Source organism: Pseudomonas sp. GGS8, assembly GCF_024168645.1.
Classification (GTDB): domain Bacteria; phylum Pseudomonadota; class Gammaproteobacteria; order Pseudomonadales; family Pseudomonadaceae; genus Aquipseudomonas.
Genome location: NZ_JALJWF010000001.1, coordinates 579,820 through 597,017, shown reverse-complemented (window position 1 = coordinate 597,017; position 17,198 = coordinate 579,820). Strand labels below are relative to the sequence as shown.

General features: G+C 58.8%; 12 protein-coding genes and 1 pseudogene. 6 read left to right on the top strand and 7 right to left on the bottom strand.

The features are described from left to right. On the top strand, positions 1 to 1,509 hold the full coding sequence (locus J3D54_RS02670; RefSeq protein WP_253416585.1) for a glucosyltransferase domain-containing protein: 1,509 nt from the start codon (positions 1 to 3) through the stop codon (positions 1,507 to 1,509). Next, positions 1,506 to 3,080 carry a glycosyltransferase family 39 protein gene (locus tag J3D54_RS02665; RefSeq protein WP_253416584.1) on the top strand — a complete coding sequence of 525 codons (1,575 nt, stop codon included), beginning with the start codon at positions 1,506 to 1,508 and terminating at the stop codon, positions 3,078 to 3,080. Before J3D54_RS02670 ends, J3D54_RS02665 begins: the two co-directional genes overlap by 4 nt. On the opposite strand, the gene J3D54_RS02660 is transcribed toward J3D54_RS02665, so the two are convergent. The 7 genes and pseudogenes from J3D54_RS02660 to J3D54_RS02630 all read right to left on the bottom strand — a co-directional run bounded on the left by J3D54_RS02660 (position 3,058) and on the right by J3D54_RS02630 (position 13,519). After that, positions 3,058 to 4,677, bottom strand: coding sequence for an FMN-binding glutamate synthase family protein (locus J3D54_RS02660; protein WP_253416583.1), 1,620 nt, complete (start codon positions 4,675 to 4,677; stop codon positions 3,058 to 3,060). The two genes, J3D54_RS02665 and J3D54_RS02660, sit on opposite strands and share 23 nt — an antisense overlap. A gap of 216 nt (positions 4,678 to 4,893) precedes the next feature. After that, a pseudogene (locus J3D54_RS02655) lies at positions 4,894 to 5,058 on the bottom strand (helix-turn-helix transcriptional regulator); the annotation flags it as partial. 69 nt (positions 5,059 to 5,127) lie between these two features. Then, positions 5,128 to 6,534 carry an ATP-binding protein gene (locus J3D54_RS02650; protein WP_253416582.1) on the bottom strand — a complete coding sequence of 469 codons (1,407 nt, stop codon included), beginning with the start codon at positions 6,532 to 6,534 and terminating at the stop codon, positions 5,128 to 5,130. Beyond that, positions 6,531 to 8,342: a DAHL domain-containing protein gene (locus J3D54_RS02645; protein ID WP_253416581.1), complete on the bottom strand. Its 1,812-nt coding sequence runs from the start codon at positions 8,340 to 8,342 to the stop codon at positions 6,531 to 6,533. Before J3D54_RS02645 ends, J3D54_RS02650 begins: the two co-directional genes overlap by 4 nt. Then, entirely contained in the window at positions 8,339 to 9,298 is a 960-nt protein-coding gene (locus J3D54_RS02640; RefSeq protein WP_253416580.1) for a cytochrome-c peroxidase, read from the bottom strand. Before J3D54_RS02640 ends, J3D54_RS02645 begins: the two co-directional genes overlap by 4 nt. Positions 9,299 to 9,341: 43 nt before the next feature. Then, complete coding sequence (locus J3D54_RS02635; RefSeq protein WP_253416579.1) at positions 9,342 to 11,216, bottom strand: bifunctional diguanylate cyclase/phosphodiesterase; 1,875 nt, start codon at positions 11,214 to 11,216, stop codon at positions 9,342 to 9,344. Beyond that, a complete protein-coding gene (locus J3D54_RS02630; RefSeq protein WP_253416578.1) occupies positions 11,213 to 13,519 on the bottom strand; it encodes an EAL domain-containing protein in 2,307 nt (768 codons plus the stop codon). The genes J3D54_RS02635 and J3D54_RS02630 overlap by 4 nt, the downstream gene beginning before the upstream one ends. 259 nt (positions 13,520 to 13,778) lie before the next feature. On the opposite strand from J3D54_RS02630, the gene J3D54_RS02625 reads away from it, so the two are divergent. The 4 genes from J3D54_RS02625 to J3D54_RS02610 all read left to right on the top strand — a co-directional run bounded on the left by J3D54_RS02625 (position 13,779) and on the right by J3D54_RS02610 (position 16,989). After that, positions 13,779 to 15,137 (top strand): HD domain-containing phosphohydrolase, encoded by a 1,359-nt coding sequence (locus J3D54_RS02625; protein WP_253416577.1) that lies wholly within the window; start codon positions 13,779 to 13,781, stop codon positions 15,135 to 15,137. A 243-nt stretch (positions 15,138 to 15,380) separates the two neighbouring features. After that, positions 15,381 to 15,815, top strand: a complete 435-nt coding sequence (locus tag J3D54_RS02620) for an NUDIX domain-containing protein (RefSeq protein ID WP_253416576.1) — start codon at positions 15,381 to 15,383, stop codon at positions 15,813 to 15,815. 35 nt (positions 15,816 to 15,850) lie between these two features. Next, complete coding sequence (locus J3D54_RS02615) at positions 15,851 to 16,489, top strand: LysE family translocator (RefSeq protein ID WP_253416575.1); 639 nt, start codon at positions 15,851 to 15,853, stop codon at positions 16,487 to 16,489. 2 nt (positions 16,490 to 16,491) lie between these two features. Beyond that, positions 16,492 to 16,989, top strand: coding sequence for a GNAT family N-acetyltransferase (locus J3D54_RS02610; protein WP_253416574.1), 498 nt, complete (start codon positions 16,492 to 16,494; stop codon positions 16,987 to 16,989). The last annotated feature ends 209 nt before the right edge of the window (positions 16,990 to 17,198 follow it).

The following is a 17,198-nucleotide window of genomic DNA, read 5'->3' as shown; positions in this document are numbered from 1 at the left end:
ATGGGCAGATTGAGCGATTTTTTCAGCGGCGAAATCGGGCGTCGTCGGGTCTGGCTGTTTTTCCTGATCGCAGCCCTGATTTATGTCATTCCGCTGATTCTTGCAGACTATCCCTACATCGATGACAACTGGCGTTCGCTGTCCGCCGGTACTGCCTGGGCGAGCCAGGGGCGGTTGTTCACCGAGCTGTTCTACAACGTTCTGACCTTCAGTGATGCCGCGCCGAACATCTTTCCGTTACCGCTGTTGATCGCCACGCTGGCCATGGCCTTTGCATTGACCAGCCTGACGTTTCATTACTACCCGCAGCCGACGCTATCCTGCTGCCTGGTGGTGTTGCCGCTCTGGTACAACCCGTTCTTTCTGCAGAACCTGTCGTATCAATACGACGGGCCTGCCAATGCCTTGAGCCTGGTGGCTGTGATCTACGCGATCACGTTTCGTCATCCTTCGCGCATCCTGCAATGGCTGGTGCCGGCCTTCCTGATTGCCCTGGGGCTGGGGCTTTATCAGGTAAGCCTGAATGTGTTTCTGGGCCTGTGTTGCCTGGAACTGCTCAGGGCCGCGAACGACAAACGGGCCTGGCGGCAGTGGTGCGAGTCGATCGGTTGGAAAATCGCCCAGGTGGTGCTCGGCGGGTTGATCTACAGCGTCACCGCTTATCCGTACATGGATCAGAACCGCGTTTTGTTCTTGAACTGGGCAGCAGCACCCTGGCTGCAACTTGAAGTCAACATCAGCCGTGTGCTGGAAAAAGTCGTGCTGCTGTTTCACGGTGGATTCACTTGGGTGTTCGCCGTGCTGCTGTTGTGTGCCATCGCCGGTTGCGTACAGCTGGCCCGCAACGTGATGGAACGCCAGGACACAGGGCTGAGAAAAGTCGTGATGGGCCTGGTGTGCGTGCTGGCCGTGCCGGTCGTGATCTTGCTGGTGTCGGGGGCTGTGTTGTTTTTCCGCGACTTCAATGAAGGCGCCAGAACCTTGATGGGGTTTGCCGTGCTGTTGGTGCTGCTGTTCTATTTGAGCCATCTGGCTCTGGCACCGATCCATGAACGGCTGGCTTTGTTATTGGCGGTGCCTCTGTTGGCGATGCTTTCGCTGTCCTACGCCTATGGGCGCGTGCTGACGGTGCAGAACACCTTTGCGTCCAGCGCGTTGTTTTCCCTGGGGCATGACATTGCAGCCCATCGGCAACTGCGCGAGGCCAAGCGCATTTACATGTCGGTGAGTTATTCCGATCACTGGCTGGTGGGGGCCGCGGGCTCGTTCAAGCAGATGCCGGTTTTGCATTATCTGCTGAACATCAACTTCTACATGCTGGCGGAAAACCTGCCGAAGGTGGGCATCACCAACGTGGTCGTGGAGAGGGAGCGACGCAACGCGACGATGGTGGGTTATCAGGGTTATCCACCGCTGGTGGAGAACCAGTTCTACAGCCTCTATCTGTTGGGTGATTACGGTTTTATCGTGGTGAAAGAGCCGACTCCGATTGCCACGCTTGAGTGGTGAAAACGGTGAGTGTTCCTGCGATCTATCTCAAACGCTTGCCATCCGGGGGCGCCGACGGTGCGGGTCTGCTGGTGGTGCTGGCGATCGCATTATTCGTAAGGTTTCACGCCATCACCGTGCCGGTCATCTGGTACGACGAGGCTTACAGCATACTGCTGGCCGAAGGCTCGCCTGCGTACATCTGGTCCACGACGGCGCGGGATGTTCATCCACCGCTTTACTATGTCTTGCTGCATTTCTGGATGTTGTTGTGCGGTAACGGCGTGTTGTCTGCGCGATCCCTGAGTGCACTGGCCGATGTCGGCACGCTGGGGCTGTGCATTAAATTGATGAGCCTGGTGACGACGCGAAGGGCGACCTGGACAGCAGCATTGCTGTTGGCATTGCTGCCGATATCGGTGCGCTACAGCCAGGAAGTGCGAATGTACACCTTGCTGGGTTTCTGGTTGATGGGCGCGACCGTGGCGCTGGTGTGCTGGGTCAGGGCACCGGAGCAAAAGCGTTATCCGGTGTTTTACGTGCTGTTGATGACGGCGGCTTTCTACACGCATTACTTCGCCGCGCTGGGTGTGTTGGTGCATTGGCTTTTTTGGTGGCGGGTGCGCAAGATCCAGGGGCGTGCATGGATAGTGGCCAATAGCGCTATCGTTGCGTTGTATCTGCCGTGGATACCGCCCCTCATCCGCCAATTGTTGCGAATGGATGGGCTCGAGTGGATTCCGCCACTGACCTGGCAGACGGTGCTGACCTTCGTTTGGCAACTGGTGGTGATGGGGGATACGGCCAGTTATTCATTCTTATGGCGCGCGTTGCCCTCGGTGTTGATCGTTGTTTGCGCTGCCGCGGTGCTATTCAAGGCACGCCCTTTCAGCGTCTTGCTGGTGAGTTATTTCTTTGTCCCGGTGCTGACCGTATTTCTGGTGTCGTTGATCGTTCCGGTTTTCAATGCAAGGTACCTGGTGTTCGCTGCCGTGGCAATGCCCCTTATCGTTGCGCTCGCGCTGGACGCATTGAGCCGACGCCATGTCGTCCTTGCGGCTATCGCCATGGCTTTTATTGTGTGGGCAGAAGTGCATGGGCTGGCGGCGGTTTATGCACAAACGGATGAGATGAACGGCACAAGCATCCGTAGAGACGCGAAGCTGGACGCCGTGGTCGCAGGTCTTGGTCGCGAAGTGCGTCCGGGTGACGAGATCATTGTGGATAACCTGTATTGGTACTTGCCGTTCACGTACTACAACGCCACAGGCATTCAACCAAGGCTATACGTCGTCAAGTCCCCGACAGGCACCCTGTGGGGAACTGCCGAATACGGTGGTTGGGCACTTATCCCCCGTCACCAGCTCTCGATTCTCTTCAACGACTTCTCGACCCTGAAACTGAATGCCAAACGAGTCTGGTGGGTCACGGGTTATGCGCGTCCAGAACATGACGCCTTGTTTCCCAAATACTGGAAACAGGTGCTGACGCTGAAGGAAGGAGCCAGTGAGGCCCGTTTGTTCATTCTGGACGGAGCGCCAACCGCTGAGGTCGGCGCGCAAAAACACCCTATGCGGCAGCCGTTTCATTAGGCTCAAAACTGTCCGCCCGCGCCATCTGCCACATCCGCGAGTAAAACTCGCCGTTCACTTCGCCAGTGAGCAATTCCCCCGGCTTCAAAAACACATGCAACTGCGAAAACAGTTTGATCTCGGTCGCCGACATGCGTCGCACCAGATGTTTGGCCGACAGTTGCGAAGGATGTTCCAGGCCCGCGGCGGCGAGCATTTCGGCCAGGGCCTTCAGCGTATTGCGATGGAAGTTGTACACGCGCTGAGCCTTGTCCGGAACCACCAGCGCGCGCTGGCGCAGGGTGTCCTGGGTGGCGACGCCGGTCGGGCATTTGTTGGTGTGGCAGCTTTGCGACTGGATGCAGCCGATGGCGAACATGAAGCCGCGCGCCGAGTTGGCCCAGTCGGCGCCGATGGCCAGGACGCTGGCGATGTCGAAGGCGCTGACGATTTTGCCGCTGGCGCCGAGTTTGATCTTGTCCCGCAGATTCAGGCCCACCAGGGTGTTGTGCACGAACAGCAGGCCTTCGCGCATCGGCACACCAATATGGTCGGTGAACTCCACGGGCGCGGCGCCGGTGCCACCTTCCTTGCCGTCGACCACGATGAAGTCCGGGAGGATACCGGTTTCCAGCATGGCCTTGGCGATGCCCATGAATTCCCACGGGTGGCCCAGGCAGAACTTGAAGCCCACCGGTTTGCCGCCGGACAGTTCACGCAGTTGCGCGATGAAGTGCATCATTTCGATCGGCGTGGAAAACGCGCTGTGGCGCGACGGCGAAATGCAGTCTTCGCCCATCGGGATGCCACGGGTTTCGGCGATTTCCTGGGTGACTTTGTGCTTGGGCAGAATCCCGCCGTGGCCGGGTTTGGCGCCTTGGCTCATTTTGATTTCGATCATCCGCACTTGCGGATTCTGTGCCTGGGCGGCGAAGCGTTCCGGGTCGAAACGGCCATCGGCGGTGCGGCAGCCGAAGTAGCCGCTGCCCAGCTCCCAGGTCAGGTCGCCGCCGTTTTCCCGGTGATAGGGGCTGATGCTGCCTTCGCCGGTGTCATGGGCAAAGTTGCCGAGTCTGGCGCCCTGGTTCAACGCGCGAATGGCGTTGGCGCTGAGGGAGCCGAAGCTCATGGCCGAGATGTTGAACACCGACGCCGAGTACGGCTGGGTGCACTGCGGGCCGCCGACCATTACCCGGAAACTGCTCGGGTCGCTCAACGGCGCCGGGCGCATGGAGTGGCCGATGAATTCGAAACCCGACTGATACACATCGATCAGCGTGCCGAAGGGTTTGTCGGCACTTTCATTCTTGGCCCGCGAATACACCAGCGAACGTTGGGCCCGGGAAAAGGGCAGGGCATCGCTGTCGGATTCGAGCAGGTACTGGCGGATTTCCGGGCGAATGCCCTCCACCAGATAACGAATGTTGCCCAGGATCGGGTAGTTGCGGCGCACCGCATGAGGGCTTTGCAACAGGTCGAACAGGCCCACCAGGCTGAGGACGCCGGTGACGGCGGTGATCGGCCAGAGCCAGTCGTATTCCAGAAAGGGCAGGCTGGCGAGGGTGAATATCACACAGACGGCAAAGAAGGCGTAGCGGCTCAGGAGTGACAGGCTCATACGGTTTCCTTGGGTTCGGACTTGGTTGTTGTGGGACATTGGCATACAGGCTTTTGTGGCGAGGGGGCTTGCCCCCGTTGGACTGCGCAGCAGTCCCAAATCATTCACCGTATTCTTCCCGACAGAACGCAATTGCAGATTTACGACTGCTTCGCAGCCGGACGGGGGCAAGCCCCCTCGCCACAATGGTTTTACTTGCTATGAAGGCTAATCAATTCAGGCATTTTGCGCTTGGAGAAAAATCGAAAACAGCTCGGACTGGGACTTGCTCCCCAGCTTGCTGTACAGGTGTTTTTTATGGACTTTCACGGTTTCGACAGAGATTTCCAGCTTACGGGCGATTTCTTTACTGGAGCAATCGCTGAGCATAATACGCCCGATCGAGGCGTCCAAAATCATTGGGCCAGTTCAATATCTGGTGGATAACGTGTGGGACATTTTGATAGGTGTTCAGGCCGCTGTTTTTGTCTGGCGCACCGGCAACTCGACCCGAAAGGTGCTACCCACCCCGACTTCGCTGCGCACTGAAATATCGCCCCGGTGTTTTTTCACGATGCCATAGGACAGGGACAACCCGAGCCCTGTCCCCTGGCCCACCGGTTTGGTGGTGTAGAACGGGTCGAATATTTTCTGCAGGCATTCCGGTTCGATGCCTGATCCGGTGTCCGCGACTTCGATCGACACCGTTTCACCTTCAAGCCCGGTACGCAGGGTGATGGTGCCCCGTTCCGGCCCCATGGCCTGAGACGCGTTGACGATCAGGTTCATGATCACTTGATTGATCTGCGACGGCAGGCATTCGATTTCAGGCAGTGTTTGATACTCCTTCACCACGTCGGCCTTGTACTTGAGTTCATTGGCGACGATGTTCAGCGTCGATTCGATGCCTTGTTGCAGGTTGGCCCACTGCCATTCCTGATTGGAGTCGACGCGGGAGAAGTCCTTCAGGTCTTTGACGATCTGCCCGACCCGGTTGATGCCGTCCTTGGACTCCTTGATCAGCAGCGGAATGTCTTCGCGCAAAAACTCCAGCTCGACCTTCTCACGTAGCTGGCCGAGTCGTTCGAGGACGTCGCTTGAGGTAATGGCCGCCTCCGCTTCCCGATAGGCATCGAGCATGGCCTGCAGTTGTTTGAAGTAGCCATCGAGGGCGCCGAGATTGGAGGAAATGAAGCCGATGGGGTTATTGATTTCATGGGCGACGCCCGCGGCCAGTTGCCCCAGCGAGGCGAGTTTTTCCGATTGCACCAGTTGGCTTTCCAGTTGTTTGCGCTCGTCGATTTCCCGCTGCAATGCTTCGCTGGCCTGCTTGAACTGAGTCGTGCGCTGGTCCACCAGATGCTCCAGATGGCTCATCTGGATAGACGCCCGTTCGGTCATGTCCCATTTGGTGAGCAGGGTGTTGGCCATCTGCTGGACTTCAATGTTGTCGAACGGCTTTTTCAGAATCAGCAGGCGGTCATGGGCGTGCAGGCGTTCCAGCAGTTCATCCCACGAATAGTCGGAGTAGGCGGTACACACCACCACTTGCAGGTTCGGGTCTTCTTGCCACAGGTGTTCGATAGTTTGTGCACCGTCCCAGCCCTCGGGCATGCGCATGTCGACGAAGGCCAGGGCGTAGGGGCGGTTCTCCTGTAAGGCCTGGACGAGTTTGCCCAGGCCCTCCTGACCGCCATAGGCCGAATCCAGCTCGAACAGAAGCTGGGTGGTTTTCACTTCGCTGCCGAACAGCGCGGCCTCCATTTCGTCCAGTTCTACATGTTTGGCCGAGGTCGGGGTGAGTATCTTGCGAAAGTCATCATGGATGGACGGTGTGTCGTCGATCAGCAGAATGCGGCGGTTCGATAGGTCGCTCATGCTTCCTCCATGACGGGGTTCAACGGGATCTGCAAGGTGAAGAGGGCGCCCTTGCCCGGCCCGTCGCTGTGGGCGGTGAGATGGCCGTTCATTTCGATCGCAGCCAGCGCACAGCTGTGCAGGCCGAAGCCGTGGCCTTCCTTGCGGGTGGTGAAACCGTGGGCAAAGATCCGCGTCATGTTCTCCGGGGCAATGCCTTCGCCGTCATCCTTGACGCTGATTTGCAGGATCGTGTCCTCGACGACTTTTACCCCGAGGGTGATGTGTCGCGCTCGGTTGCTGAGGTCGGACATGGCGTATTTGGCGTTGCTGATCAGGTTGATCAGGATCAGCAACAAGCGGTGCTTGTCGCCCATCACTTGCGGTACGTCGCCGTATTCCTTGACCACCGTGACGTGATGCCGGGTCAAGGCGCCGGCGTTCATGCGCAGGGCGTCCTCGAGCAATTCGCTGATGTACAGCGGTTCCACCAGGTTGTTGGCCCCCGCGTAGGACTGCTGGGTGGCGACGATGTCTTTGATGTGATCGACGCTTTTGCTCAGTTGTGCGAGTTCCTCGGTCATGCCTTGCTGTTCGAGGGCAATGGCTTCCACCAGTTGATTCAAGTAGCCGGGCAGCAGTTTTCCTTTCTCGTTCTGGGTCAGAAAGGTGCCCAGGTCGCTTTGATGTTCATTGATCAGTTGCATCGCCTTGCCCAGCCCCTGGGCCTTGCTGCTACGCAGCCGGCGAGTGACCAGGTCGGCCGAGATGTTCACGCTGTTGAGCACGTTGCCGACGTTGTGCAGCACGTTGGTGGCGATTTCGGCCATGCCGGCCTGGCGCGCGGTGTCGAGCAATTCGCTCTGGGTATCCTTGAGTTCGCGGGTGCGCTCTTCGACCCGTTGTTCGAGAACTTCGTTGGCGGTTTGCAGTTCCTTGTTGACCCGATTGATCTCCCCGAAGCTGCGCATCAGGCGAATCGCCAGGTACACCAGCACCAGTACCAACAGCGTCGAAAACACCAGCATGTAGAAGTGGTAGCGCTGGTCGATGGCATCGGTTTGTTGCTGGTCCTTGTTCAGCAGGTCGGTAATGTCGTCCAGCCGTTCGGCCACCGGAATGGCTTCGATGTTTTCCAACAACCGATTGACCACCGGTTGTTCACGCAGGATCAGTGCGATGTGGTTGCTCAAAATATCGATCGGGCTGTGAAACTGCTCCGGCAATCGCTGCTTGTTCACCCCCAGTTTGTTCAGCCCCAGCAGAATATCCGCCGCTTTATCGTCGGAAGTGATCTGGGCGAACTCCAGGCTGCTGAGCAGTAAGTCGTAGGTGTCGGTGGCAATGTTCTGCAGTTGCAGTTTGTCTTGATCGGGCAGTTGGGTAAGCGGTTGCTGGATGTCGTCTTCGGCAGTGGGCAGGAACGCCAGTGAGTTGCGCAGCACCGCGTTGTGGGATTTGAACTGCTCCACCAACCGGGTTTTCTCCTGGATGGCGGAAAGGTATGCGTCATGACTGGCACGCCAGGTCGGCGAGTCGTTGCGACCGTGCTTGGACTCTATGCTCTCGAACCGTTGCCACAGGCGCGTCATCTCGCTCAGCGGTGCCACCACTGGATCGTAGTTGTGACTGATAGCGATCCTGGACTTGAGAATCTCGGTTTCCCATTGCGCGTTCAACTGTTTGATCCGGCCGATCAAATCCCGGGACTCGGCGTAGGCCGACGTCTCCTGCGAGTTGGATTTGAGGTACAGGAACAACAGCGTCGAGGCCAGCAGCACGGCCACGGCACCGAGCAGCGTCAGGTCGCGACGGCGGTACGTTTTCATAACGGTTTTCCTCCCCACTCACCGGTCAGGGTCTTGAGGAATTTGATGATCAGGTCCTTGTCCTTGTCGGAGGGCACACGACCAAGCTGGAACTTGAACATCACGTCTACCGCATCTTCGAGGGTTTTAGCCGAGCCGTCGTGAAAGTACGGCGCGGTCACGGCGACATTGCGCAGGCTCGGCACCTTGAACACGTTGCGGTCCTCTTCGGCCTTGGTGACCAGATAGCGGCCCAGATCGGCTTCGGTGGGGTTGCCACGAGCTTGAAAGTAATCACCCATGACCCCGAATTTCTGGAACATGTTGCCGCCGATGTTCACCCCCTGATGGCAGGCGATGCAGCCGTAGTCCTTGAAGCGTTGGTAACCGTACTTCTCGTCAATCGTGAGTATCTCGGTATTGCCCGACAGGTATTGGTCGAAACGCGAGTTGGCGCTGATCAGCGTGCGCTCGTAGGTGGCCAGGGCACTTTGCACATTGTTCATGGTGACGCCGTCCGGGTAGGCCTTGGTGAAAGCGCTTTTGTAATCCGGGTCGGCAGACAGCATCTGGACTACATGTTCCCAATGACTGCCCATTTCACTGGGGCTCTGCACCACTTCGTGGGCTTGTGTTTCCAGAGTGTCGGCGCGGCCGTTCCAGAATTGCCGGAAGTTCAGGCTCGCGTTGAACACGCTGGGGGTATTGATCGTCAAGGGTTCGCCTTTGAAGCCGATGGACAACGCCTTGTCGTCGGCGCCGCCGATTTCCAGACGGTGGCAACTGGCGCAGGACAGGCTGTTGTTGACCGACAGCCGTGGTTCGTTGAACAACCGGCGACCGAGTTCGACTTGCAAGGGATTCTGCTCGGGCACCGCGGGCAAGGGTTTGAGCGGTTCGTCCAGCGGTGCGCCGCTGGCTATCAGACAACAGCTGAACAGAGGAGCAAGGAGCAAGTAGCAGAAGGAGCGCGACATCTTATGATTCCTTGGCACAGGGCCCTGTGTCGTTGCACATCGTTCATTTGGCTGTGGGGGAGGTGGGCTTTACGGATGTCAGGTATTGCACGAAGGCGTCCGGCTCCACGGCTTTGCTGAAGTAGTAACCCTGGCCTTCCTCGCAATGGAGGGCCTTGAGAAAATCCAGTTGTTCGAGGGTTTCCACCCCTTCTGCAATGACCGTCAGATTGAGGCTTTTACCCAGGCTGATGATGGCGCTGACCAGGGCCGCGTCATTGCTGTCACGACCCAGGCCACGAATGAACGACTGGTCGATTTTCAGTACATCGATGGGAAACCGTTGCAAGTAACTCAGGCTGGAATAGCCGGTGCCGAAGTCGTCGATGGCCAGCCGTACTCCCAAAGCCTTGAGCCGACTCAGCGCGACCATCGTGCTATCGACGTTCTGCATCAATACGCCTTCGGTGATTTCCAGCTCCAGCAAGGCGGGGTCCATGCCGGTTTGCTGGAGTATCTGTTCAATGACATCGACAAAATCCCGCTGACGGAAATCGATGGCCGACACGTTCACCGACATGCACAGATTCGGCAGGCCATTCGCCTGCCAGGTACGGGCTTGTCGACAGGCCTGGGCCAGTACCCATTTGCTCAACGGCACGATCAAGCCGCTGTCTTCGGCCACACCGATGAAGTCTGTCGGGTAGATCCAGCCTTGCCCCGGTTTTTGCCAGCGGATCAACGCCTCGGCGCCAACCACCTTGCCGGTGCCCAGGTCGAGTTTCGGTTGGTAGTGCAGGACAAACTCGTTCCGCTCCAGTGCCTGGCGAATCCCCGACTCGATGGTCTGCTGTTCCCGTGCGCGTTGGTTCATCTCATCGATGAAAAAGCTGAAATCGTTGGGGCCGCTTTCCTTGACGTTGCGCATCGCGGTTTCGGCTTTCTTGATCAGTGCGATGGCATCGAAACCGTCATCGGGATAGATGCTGATGCCCAAGCTGGCCGTCACGCTCAGGTCGTGTCCGGCGACGTGCTGGGGCGCACGTATGGCGTTCAAGAGTTTTTCGGCGATGCCCTTGGTCTGTTGGGGGTGGTGGATGTCGGCCAGAATCACTACAAACTCGTCGGAGCCGTAGCGAAACACCGAATCGGAGGCGCGTACGCAGGCCACCAGGCTTCGTCCGACACGTTTGAGCATCTCGTCACCGGTCGGGTGACCCAACGCATTGTTGATGCGCTTGAAGCGATCGAGCCCCAGAAACATCACCGCCAGTTGTTTGTCATGGCGTCTGGACAAGGCCAGGGACTGGTTCAGCCGGTCACCCAGCAAGGTGCTGTTGGGCAACTCGGTCAACACGTCGTACTGCAACAGATGAGACACCTTGAGCAGTTCGTGGACCCGGGCTTCGATGGTTTGCTCCAGACTCAGCACTTTCATCGCCGCGTCCTGCGCCATCTGCCACTTCCAGGTCAGGGCGCTGGCCATCTGGCGGATTTCCAGACTGTCGAAGGGTTTTTTCAATACCAGCAACTGATCGCCGAATTCCAGCCGTTCGGCCATGGCTTCCCAGGTGTAATCCGAGAAAGCCGTGCACAGCGCGATTTGCAGGTTAGGGTCGACTTTCCAGAGCCGTTCGATGGTTTCCAGCCCGTCCCAGCCCGGGGGCATGCGCATGTCGGTGAACGCCATGGCGTAAGGGCGACCTTCTGCCTGGGCACGCTTGACCAGTTTGAGCGCTTCCTGGCCTTGATAGGCGGAGTCGAGCTGGAAGACCAGCCGGGTTGGCTGCGGGGTGTCGAACAGCACGGCCTCAGTGCCGGCGAGGGTTAGTTCATCGTCGCTATCGGCGCCCAGGATCTTGCGAAAGTCCTCATGGATGGAGGGCGTGTCGTCGATGATCAGAATGCGTCGGTTGGCCTGGATGAACGGAGTTTTCATTTCTTGTCCTCCGTGGTGCGCCGCGAATCGTCCGGTAGTGCTCCGGGATTGTGGTTCGCGTGCACGATGCTCCCGGCCTTCAACAGTTCGGCGGCCTGCTGGCTGCTGACCGCTTGGCTGAAGTAGTAGCCCTGGGCATTCATCGGAGAGCCGGTGGCCATCAGCGAAGTGCGTTGCTCCTGGGTTTCGACACCTTCGGCGATGATGCCGATCCCGACCTCGCGGGCGAAATTGATAATGGCCCGCAAGGTGGTGGCACTGGCCGCGTCGTGGGCGGCGGTGTCGATGAACGCCTGAGCGAGTTTCAGATGATTGACCTGGTAAGTCTTGAGGTAGTCGAACGAAGAGTATTCGGTGCCGAAGTCATCGATGGCGATCTTCACCCCCAGCTCACGTAGGCGTGGCAGGATATCGTTGTGCGTCCACTTGGTCTGGGCCAGGGTCGCTTCGGTGACGTCGAAACGCAGGTCCCACGGGCACAGTTCCCAGCGGGCGGTGGTGCGTAACACGTCATAGATCAACTCGGGACCACTCTTGAGCTGGGCCAGCGACAGTTTTATCGCCACCACCGGTGGCGCCATGCCTTCGTCGCGCCACTGGCGCATTTGCCGACAGGCGCGCTCCAGCACCCAGTGACCGAGGGAGATGATGATGCCGGTCTTTTCCGCCGCGGGCAGAAATGCGGGGGCTTCCAGTAAACCGCGTATGGGGTGGTTCCAACTGACCTGCGCTTCCATGCCGAGGATCCTGCCACTGCTCAGGTCTACTTCCGGCCAGTAACGCAATTCGAGTTCGTCGCGTTCGATGGCCGTTCTCAAGTCGTTGGCGATGGTCATGCGCTCGACCACTTCCTGATTGATTTCCTCGGAGTGGAAGTGGTACTGGTTGCGGCCCTTTTCCTTGGAGCGATACAGTGCCATGTCCGCCTGGGTCAACAGACTGTCGGCGCTGAGGCTGACCTGGGCGTAGCTGCTGATGCCGATGCTGACCGAGACCCGCACATCATTGCCGGCCAGGGAGTAGGGCAGCACCAGCGCATCGCGGACCTTGGCGGCCAGGGCTGCTGATTGGGTCGGGTCGCCGACGTCCAGTTGCAGTATCGCGAACTCGTCGCCCCCCAGGCGGGCGACCACGTCGTTTTCCCGCACGCAGGTTTTGATCCGTCGAGCGACCTCCTGCAACAACAGGTCACCCACCGGGTGGCCCAGGGTGTCGTTGATACGTTTGAAGTGATCCAGGTCCAGGTAAAACATGGCGAACGGGGTGGCCCCTCGCCGGGCGGCGGCGAACGCCTGATGCAGGCGCTCGATCAGCGTCGCGCGGTTGGCCAGCCCGGTCAGCCCGTCGGTGCGGGCCAGCAGGGCGATCTTTTCCTCGGCCAGTTTGCGTTCGGTGATGTCGATGATGATGCCTTCGACTTCCAGCAAGCGGCCTTCATCGTCGCGCACCGGGATGTAGCGGTTCTCGACCCAGCGCCAGTCACCGTCGCCGGTGCGCATTCGGAACTCGATGGAAGCACCGGCTGCATGGCGGTCCAGCACTCGCGCCATGGCCGTGTCGACTTTTTCTTGATCGTCGGGATGAATCAGCTCTTGAGCCCAGTTGGACGAAGCCACCAGGGCCGCCGCGATGTGGCCGTATTTGGTGATGTTGTGGGAGATATACATCAACGGAAACGACGGTTCGCCCCGCAGCCGATACAAAATGGTCGGGCTGTTCTGCACGATGATGTTGGCGTCGGAAAGCTCCCGGGTGCGCTCCTCGACCGCTTGCTCCAGCAGGGACATCTTCAGCGCCGCGTCTTCGGTCATTTGCCATTTGGCGGTCAATGCACTGGCCATCTGGCGGATTTCGATGGCATCGAAGGGTTTTTTCAGGATCAGCAGGCGATCGCCCAGTTCCAGGCGCTCGTCGATGTCTTCCCAGGAATAGTCGGAATACGCGGTGCAGAGCGCCACTTGCAGCTTGGGATCGACCTGCCACAGGCGTTCGATGGTTTCCAGGCCGTCCCAGCCCGGCGGCATGCGCATGTCGATGAAGGCCATCGCGTAGGGTGAGTCATTCGCCAGTGCGGTCTCGACCTTGTCCAGCGCTTCGCGGCCCTGAAACGCGGATTCGATGACAAAACCTTGCGACGATACCGTCACCGAGGTCCCGAACAGGGCGTTTTCAGCGCTGGCCAGACTGTCGTCTTCGATTGATGACGGACTGAGAATCTTGGCGAAATCCTCATGGATCGATGCAGTGTCGTCGACGATGAGAATACGACGATTAGTCCGCGCAAGCAGCGTATTCACTGACATGCGCCTGTACCGACAGCAGTTTGGTGCGATGAGCTCATAGAGGGTATCCCTTCCCTGATCGCTGGACGGAGTGGGTATCGTTCTTGGATCCGAGTGATCTGAGCATAGTCGTCCGGCCAGATATTCGCTCGTTTGACTGAAACGAATCATTTCCCGGGTCGGCCTGAAAATCATCTAGCCTGTAGCTCAGGCTCGGGAAAGTCAGAGGAAGTTCTTCCGTGCCTGACATAAAGAGGCTGGTTTCACTTGAGGTATCGCCATGGAAGAGCAACTCCCCACGACTGTGACCGATAAACCCACGTTATTGCTGGTCGACGATGAGGAGTCGATTCTCAACAGCCTGCGCCGCCTGCTGCGCAGCCAGCCCTACGAGGTGCTGCTGGCCACCAGCGGTGCCCAGGCCCTGGAAATCATGGCGCAGCGGCCGGTCGATCTGGTGATGAGTGACGCGCGCATGCCCAATATGGACGGCGCCACGCTGCTGGCCTACATCCATCAGCACTACCCAAACACCACCCGGATCATGTTGACCGGTTATGCCGACCCCTCGGCCATTATCAAAGCCATCAATGAAGGGCAGATCCATCGTTACATCAGCAAGCCCTGGCACGATGAGGAAATGCTGCTGACGTTGCGGCAATCTCTCGCCTATCAGTATTCCGAGCGTGAGCGGTTGCGTCTGGTGCAGGAGACGTGGGATCAGAACGAGAAATTGAAACTGCTCAACGCCACTCTGGAAAAACACGTCGCGGCCCGCACCTCTGAGCTTCAGCAAACCGCTGACATGCTGGACCTGGCCTACGAAGAGCTCAAACGCAGCTATGTCACCGGCACGGAAGTGTTTTCGTTGCTGGCCAATCTGCGCCTGCCGCCCGCCAAGCAAACCAACCGGCAGATCATCGAACTGGTGCGGGTGTACTGCAAACTCCATAGCCTGGACGAAGGCACCAGTCGTGACCTGACCATGGCGGCGGCGCTCTACAACATCGGTAAGTTGAGCTGGACCGACAGCATGATGAGTACGCCTTCGGACCTGCTGCATCACAATGACCGCGAGCGCTACCGGGGTTATCCGAAGCAGAGTGAGTCGCTGCTGATGACGCTCGACCCGATGAAGGATGCCGCGCGGCTGATCCTGCACCACCAGGAGCGCTGGGACGGCAGCGGTTTTCCCGATCGGCTCAAGGGGGAGGCCATTCCGCTCGGTTCGCGGTTGCTGAAACTGGCGGTGGATTTCATCGAGTTGCAGCGCGGGCTGATCCTTGAGCGGCAGATGAACAGCGATGAAGCCCTGGTGTATATCCGCCAGTACGCCGGTCGGCTCTATGACCCGGAACTGGTGGAAGATTTCATTCAGGTCTGCGCAGCTTACCTGAGCGATGTGACGCTGGCTGACCCGACGGTCAAGGTGCTGACCACCCGGGACCTGGTGGCGGGGATGATCCTGGCGCGCAACCTGAATGCCGACAACGGCATGCTGCTGCTCAATGCCGGCAAGGTGTTGAACGGGCCTCTGGTGGAAAAGCTGATCGCCTTCGAGGCGATGGAAGGGGCCAAATACAGCATTTTTGTGAAGGTGCCGGAGGAAGTGGAGGCCGCGATTCTGGAGACGAGTTGAGTCTTCAGACTCAGCACCGATCAACGGCAGGAGGCTGTGTGATGCCGGTAAATCAAAACGCAGAACCTGTGGGAGCGTGGCTTGCCCGCGAATAACGATGACGCGTAATACCTGAAAAACCGCGGCGCATTCTTCGCGGGCAAGCCCGCTCCCACAGGTTCTCGGTGAATGCTTTTTTCGACGTGACGAAGAACCGGCGCTCATGTGATCCTTGTGGCCTTTACCCAAGGCCGATCCTGATCCATGACGCTTTCATCCGCTGCTTCGCCCCGTATCATCCGCATTGCCGCTGCCCTGCTGATCGGCCCCGACGGTCGCACCTTGCTGGTGCGCAAGCGCGGCACCCAGGCGTTCATGCAGCCGGGAGGCAAGATCGAGGCCCATGAGCAACCGGTCCACGCCCTTGCCCGTGAGTTGGAAGAGGAACTGGGACTGGTCATCGATCCGGCGTATGCCATCTACCTGGGGCCATTCTCGGCACCGGCAGCCAACGAGCCGGGTTTTGTCGTACAGGCCGAACTTTTTCAGCTGACTATCGATTCTGACGTTTCCCCTGCGGCGGAAATCGAAGAGGTGCGCTGGATCGACCCGGCCACCGACGGCAATCTCACGCTGGCGCCATTGACACGGGACCTGATCTTGCCGTTTTATCGAGCTTCACTGATCGAAACCGCCTGATGACCCAGGCCTAATGAATTCAAGGAAAGGATGCCATGATCCCTCTTCAAGACTTGCTGATTTTTGCCGCGGCTGCGTTATTGATGGTACTCACGCCCGGGCCGAACATGATCTACCTGATCTCCCGTTCCATCTGCCAGGGGCGCAAGGCCGGGGTGACGTCGTTGCTGGGCGTGGTCGCGGGATTTCTAGTGCACCTGTTCGCGGCCGCGGCGGGTTTGACCGCGGTGTTTATGGCCGTGCCGGTGGCTTACGAAGTGCTGAAGTGGGCCGGTGCGTTGTACCTGCTGTGGCTGGCCTGGCAGGCGGTCAAGCCTGGTGCGCGTTCGCCGTTCGAGGCGCAGCAGTTGCCGGCGGACTCGTCACGCAAATTGATCACGATGGGCTTTCTGACCAGTGCATTGAACCCGAAAATTGCGGTGTTTTACCTGTCGGTGTTTCCGCAGTTCATTTCCCCTGAGCACGGTTCGGTGTTCAACCAGAGCATCATCCTCGGCCTGACCCAGATCAGCGTGAGCTTCAGCGTCAACCTGCTGATCGCGCTGTTCGCCTCAGGCATCGCCTCCTGGTTCGTCAACAACCCGAGCTGGCTGGCGATGCAGCGTTATTTCATGGGCTTCGTCCTGTCCGGGCTGGCGGTACGGTTGATGCTTGAGCAGCGGCGAGCGGCCTGAAAATGTGGATTCAGCGGCTTGATGCCAGTCATGCCCTGGATTATCGGGCGCTGATGCTCGAAGCCTACGACTCGCATCCGCAGGCGTTCACCTCCAGCGTGCGCGAGCGCGCCGCGATGCCGCTGGGGTGGTGGGAATCGCGCCTGACCAGCAAGCTGGACCGGGTATTTGGTGCGTTCGAGGAAGGGAGATTGACGGGCATCGTTGGCCTGGCCTTCGAGTTTCGGGAAAAGGCCCGGCACAAGGCGACGCTGTTTGGCATGTACGTGACCGGCAGGATGCGACAGCGTGGGCTCGGTTATCAACTGGTACAGGCCGCATTGGCTGAAGCGCAGGCCCATGAGGGCCTGAGGCTGATTCAGCTGACCGTCACCGCCGGCAACGAAGCCGCCTTCAGGCTGTATCAGCGCTGCGGCTTCGTGCAGTTCGGGTTGGAGCCGTTTGCGGTGCGGGTGGGCGAAGACTACTTCGACAAGATCCATATGTGGCGCGAAATCTGAAATCACCCCGATCATTGTGGGGGCGAGGCTTGCCCGCGAAGACGGTTTCAAATCCAGCATTGATGTTGGCTGACACACCGCTTTCGCGGGCAAGCCCGCTCCCACAGTAATCGATGTCGTTCACAAATTTTCTGGTCAAAGTAGATATTTGTGGGAGCGGGCTTGCCCGCGATGAGGCCTGAGCAATCACCTTTCAACTTTGATCGGCA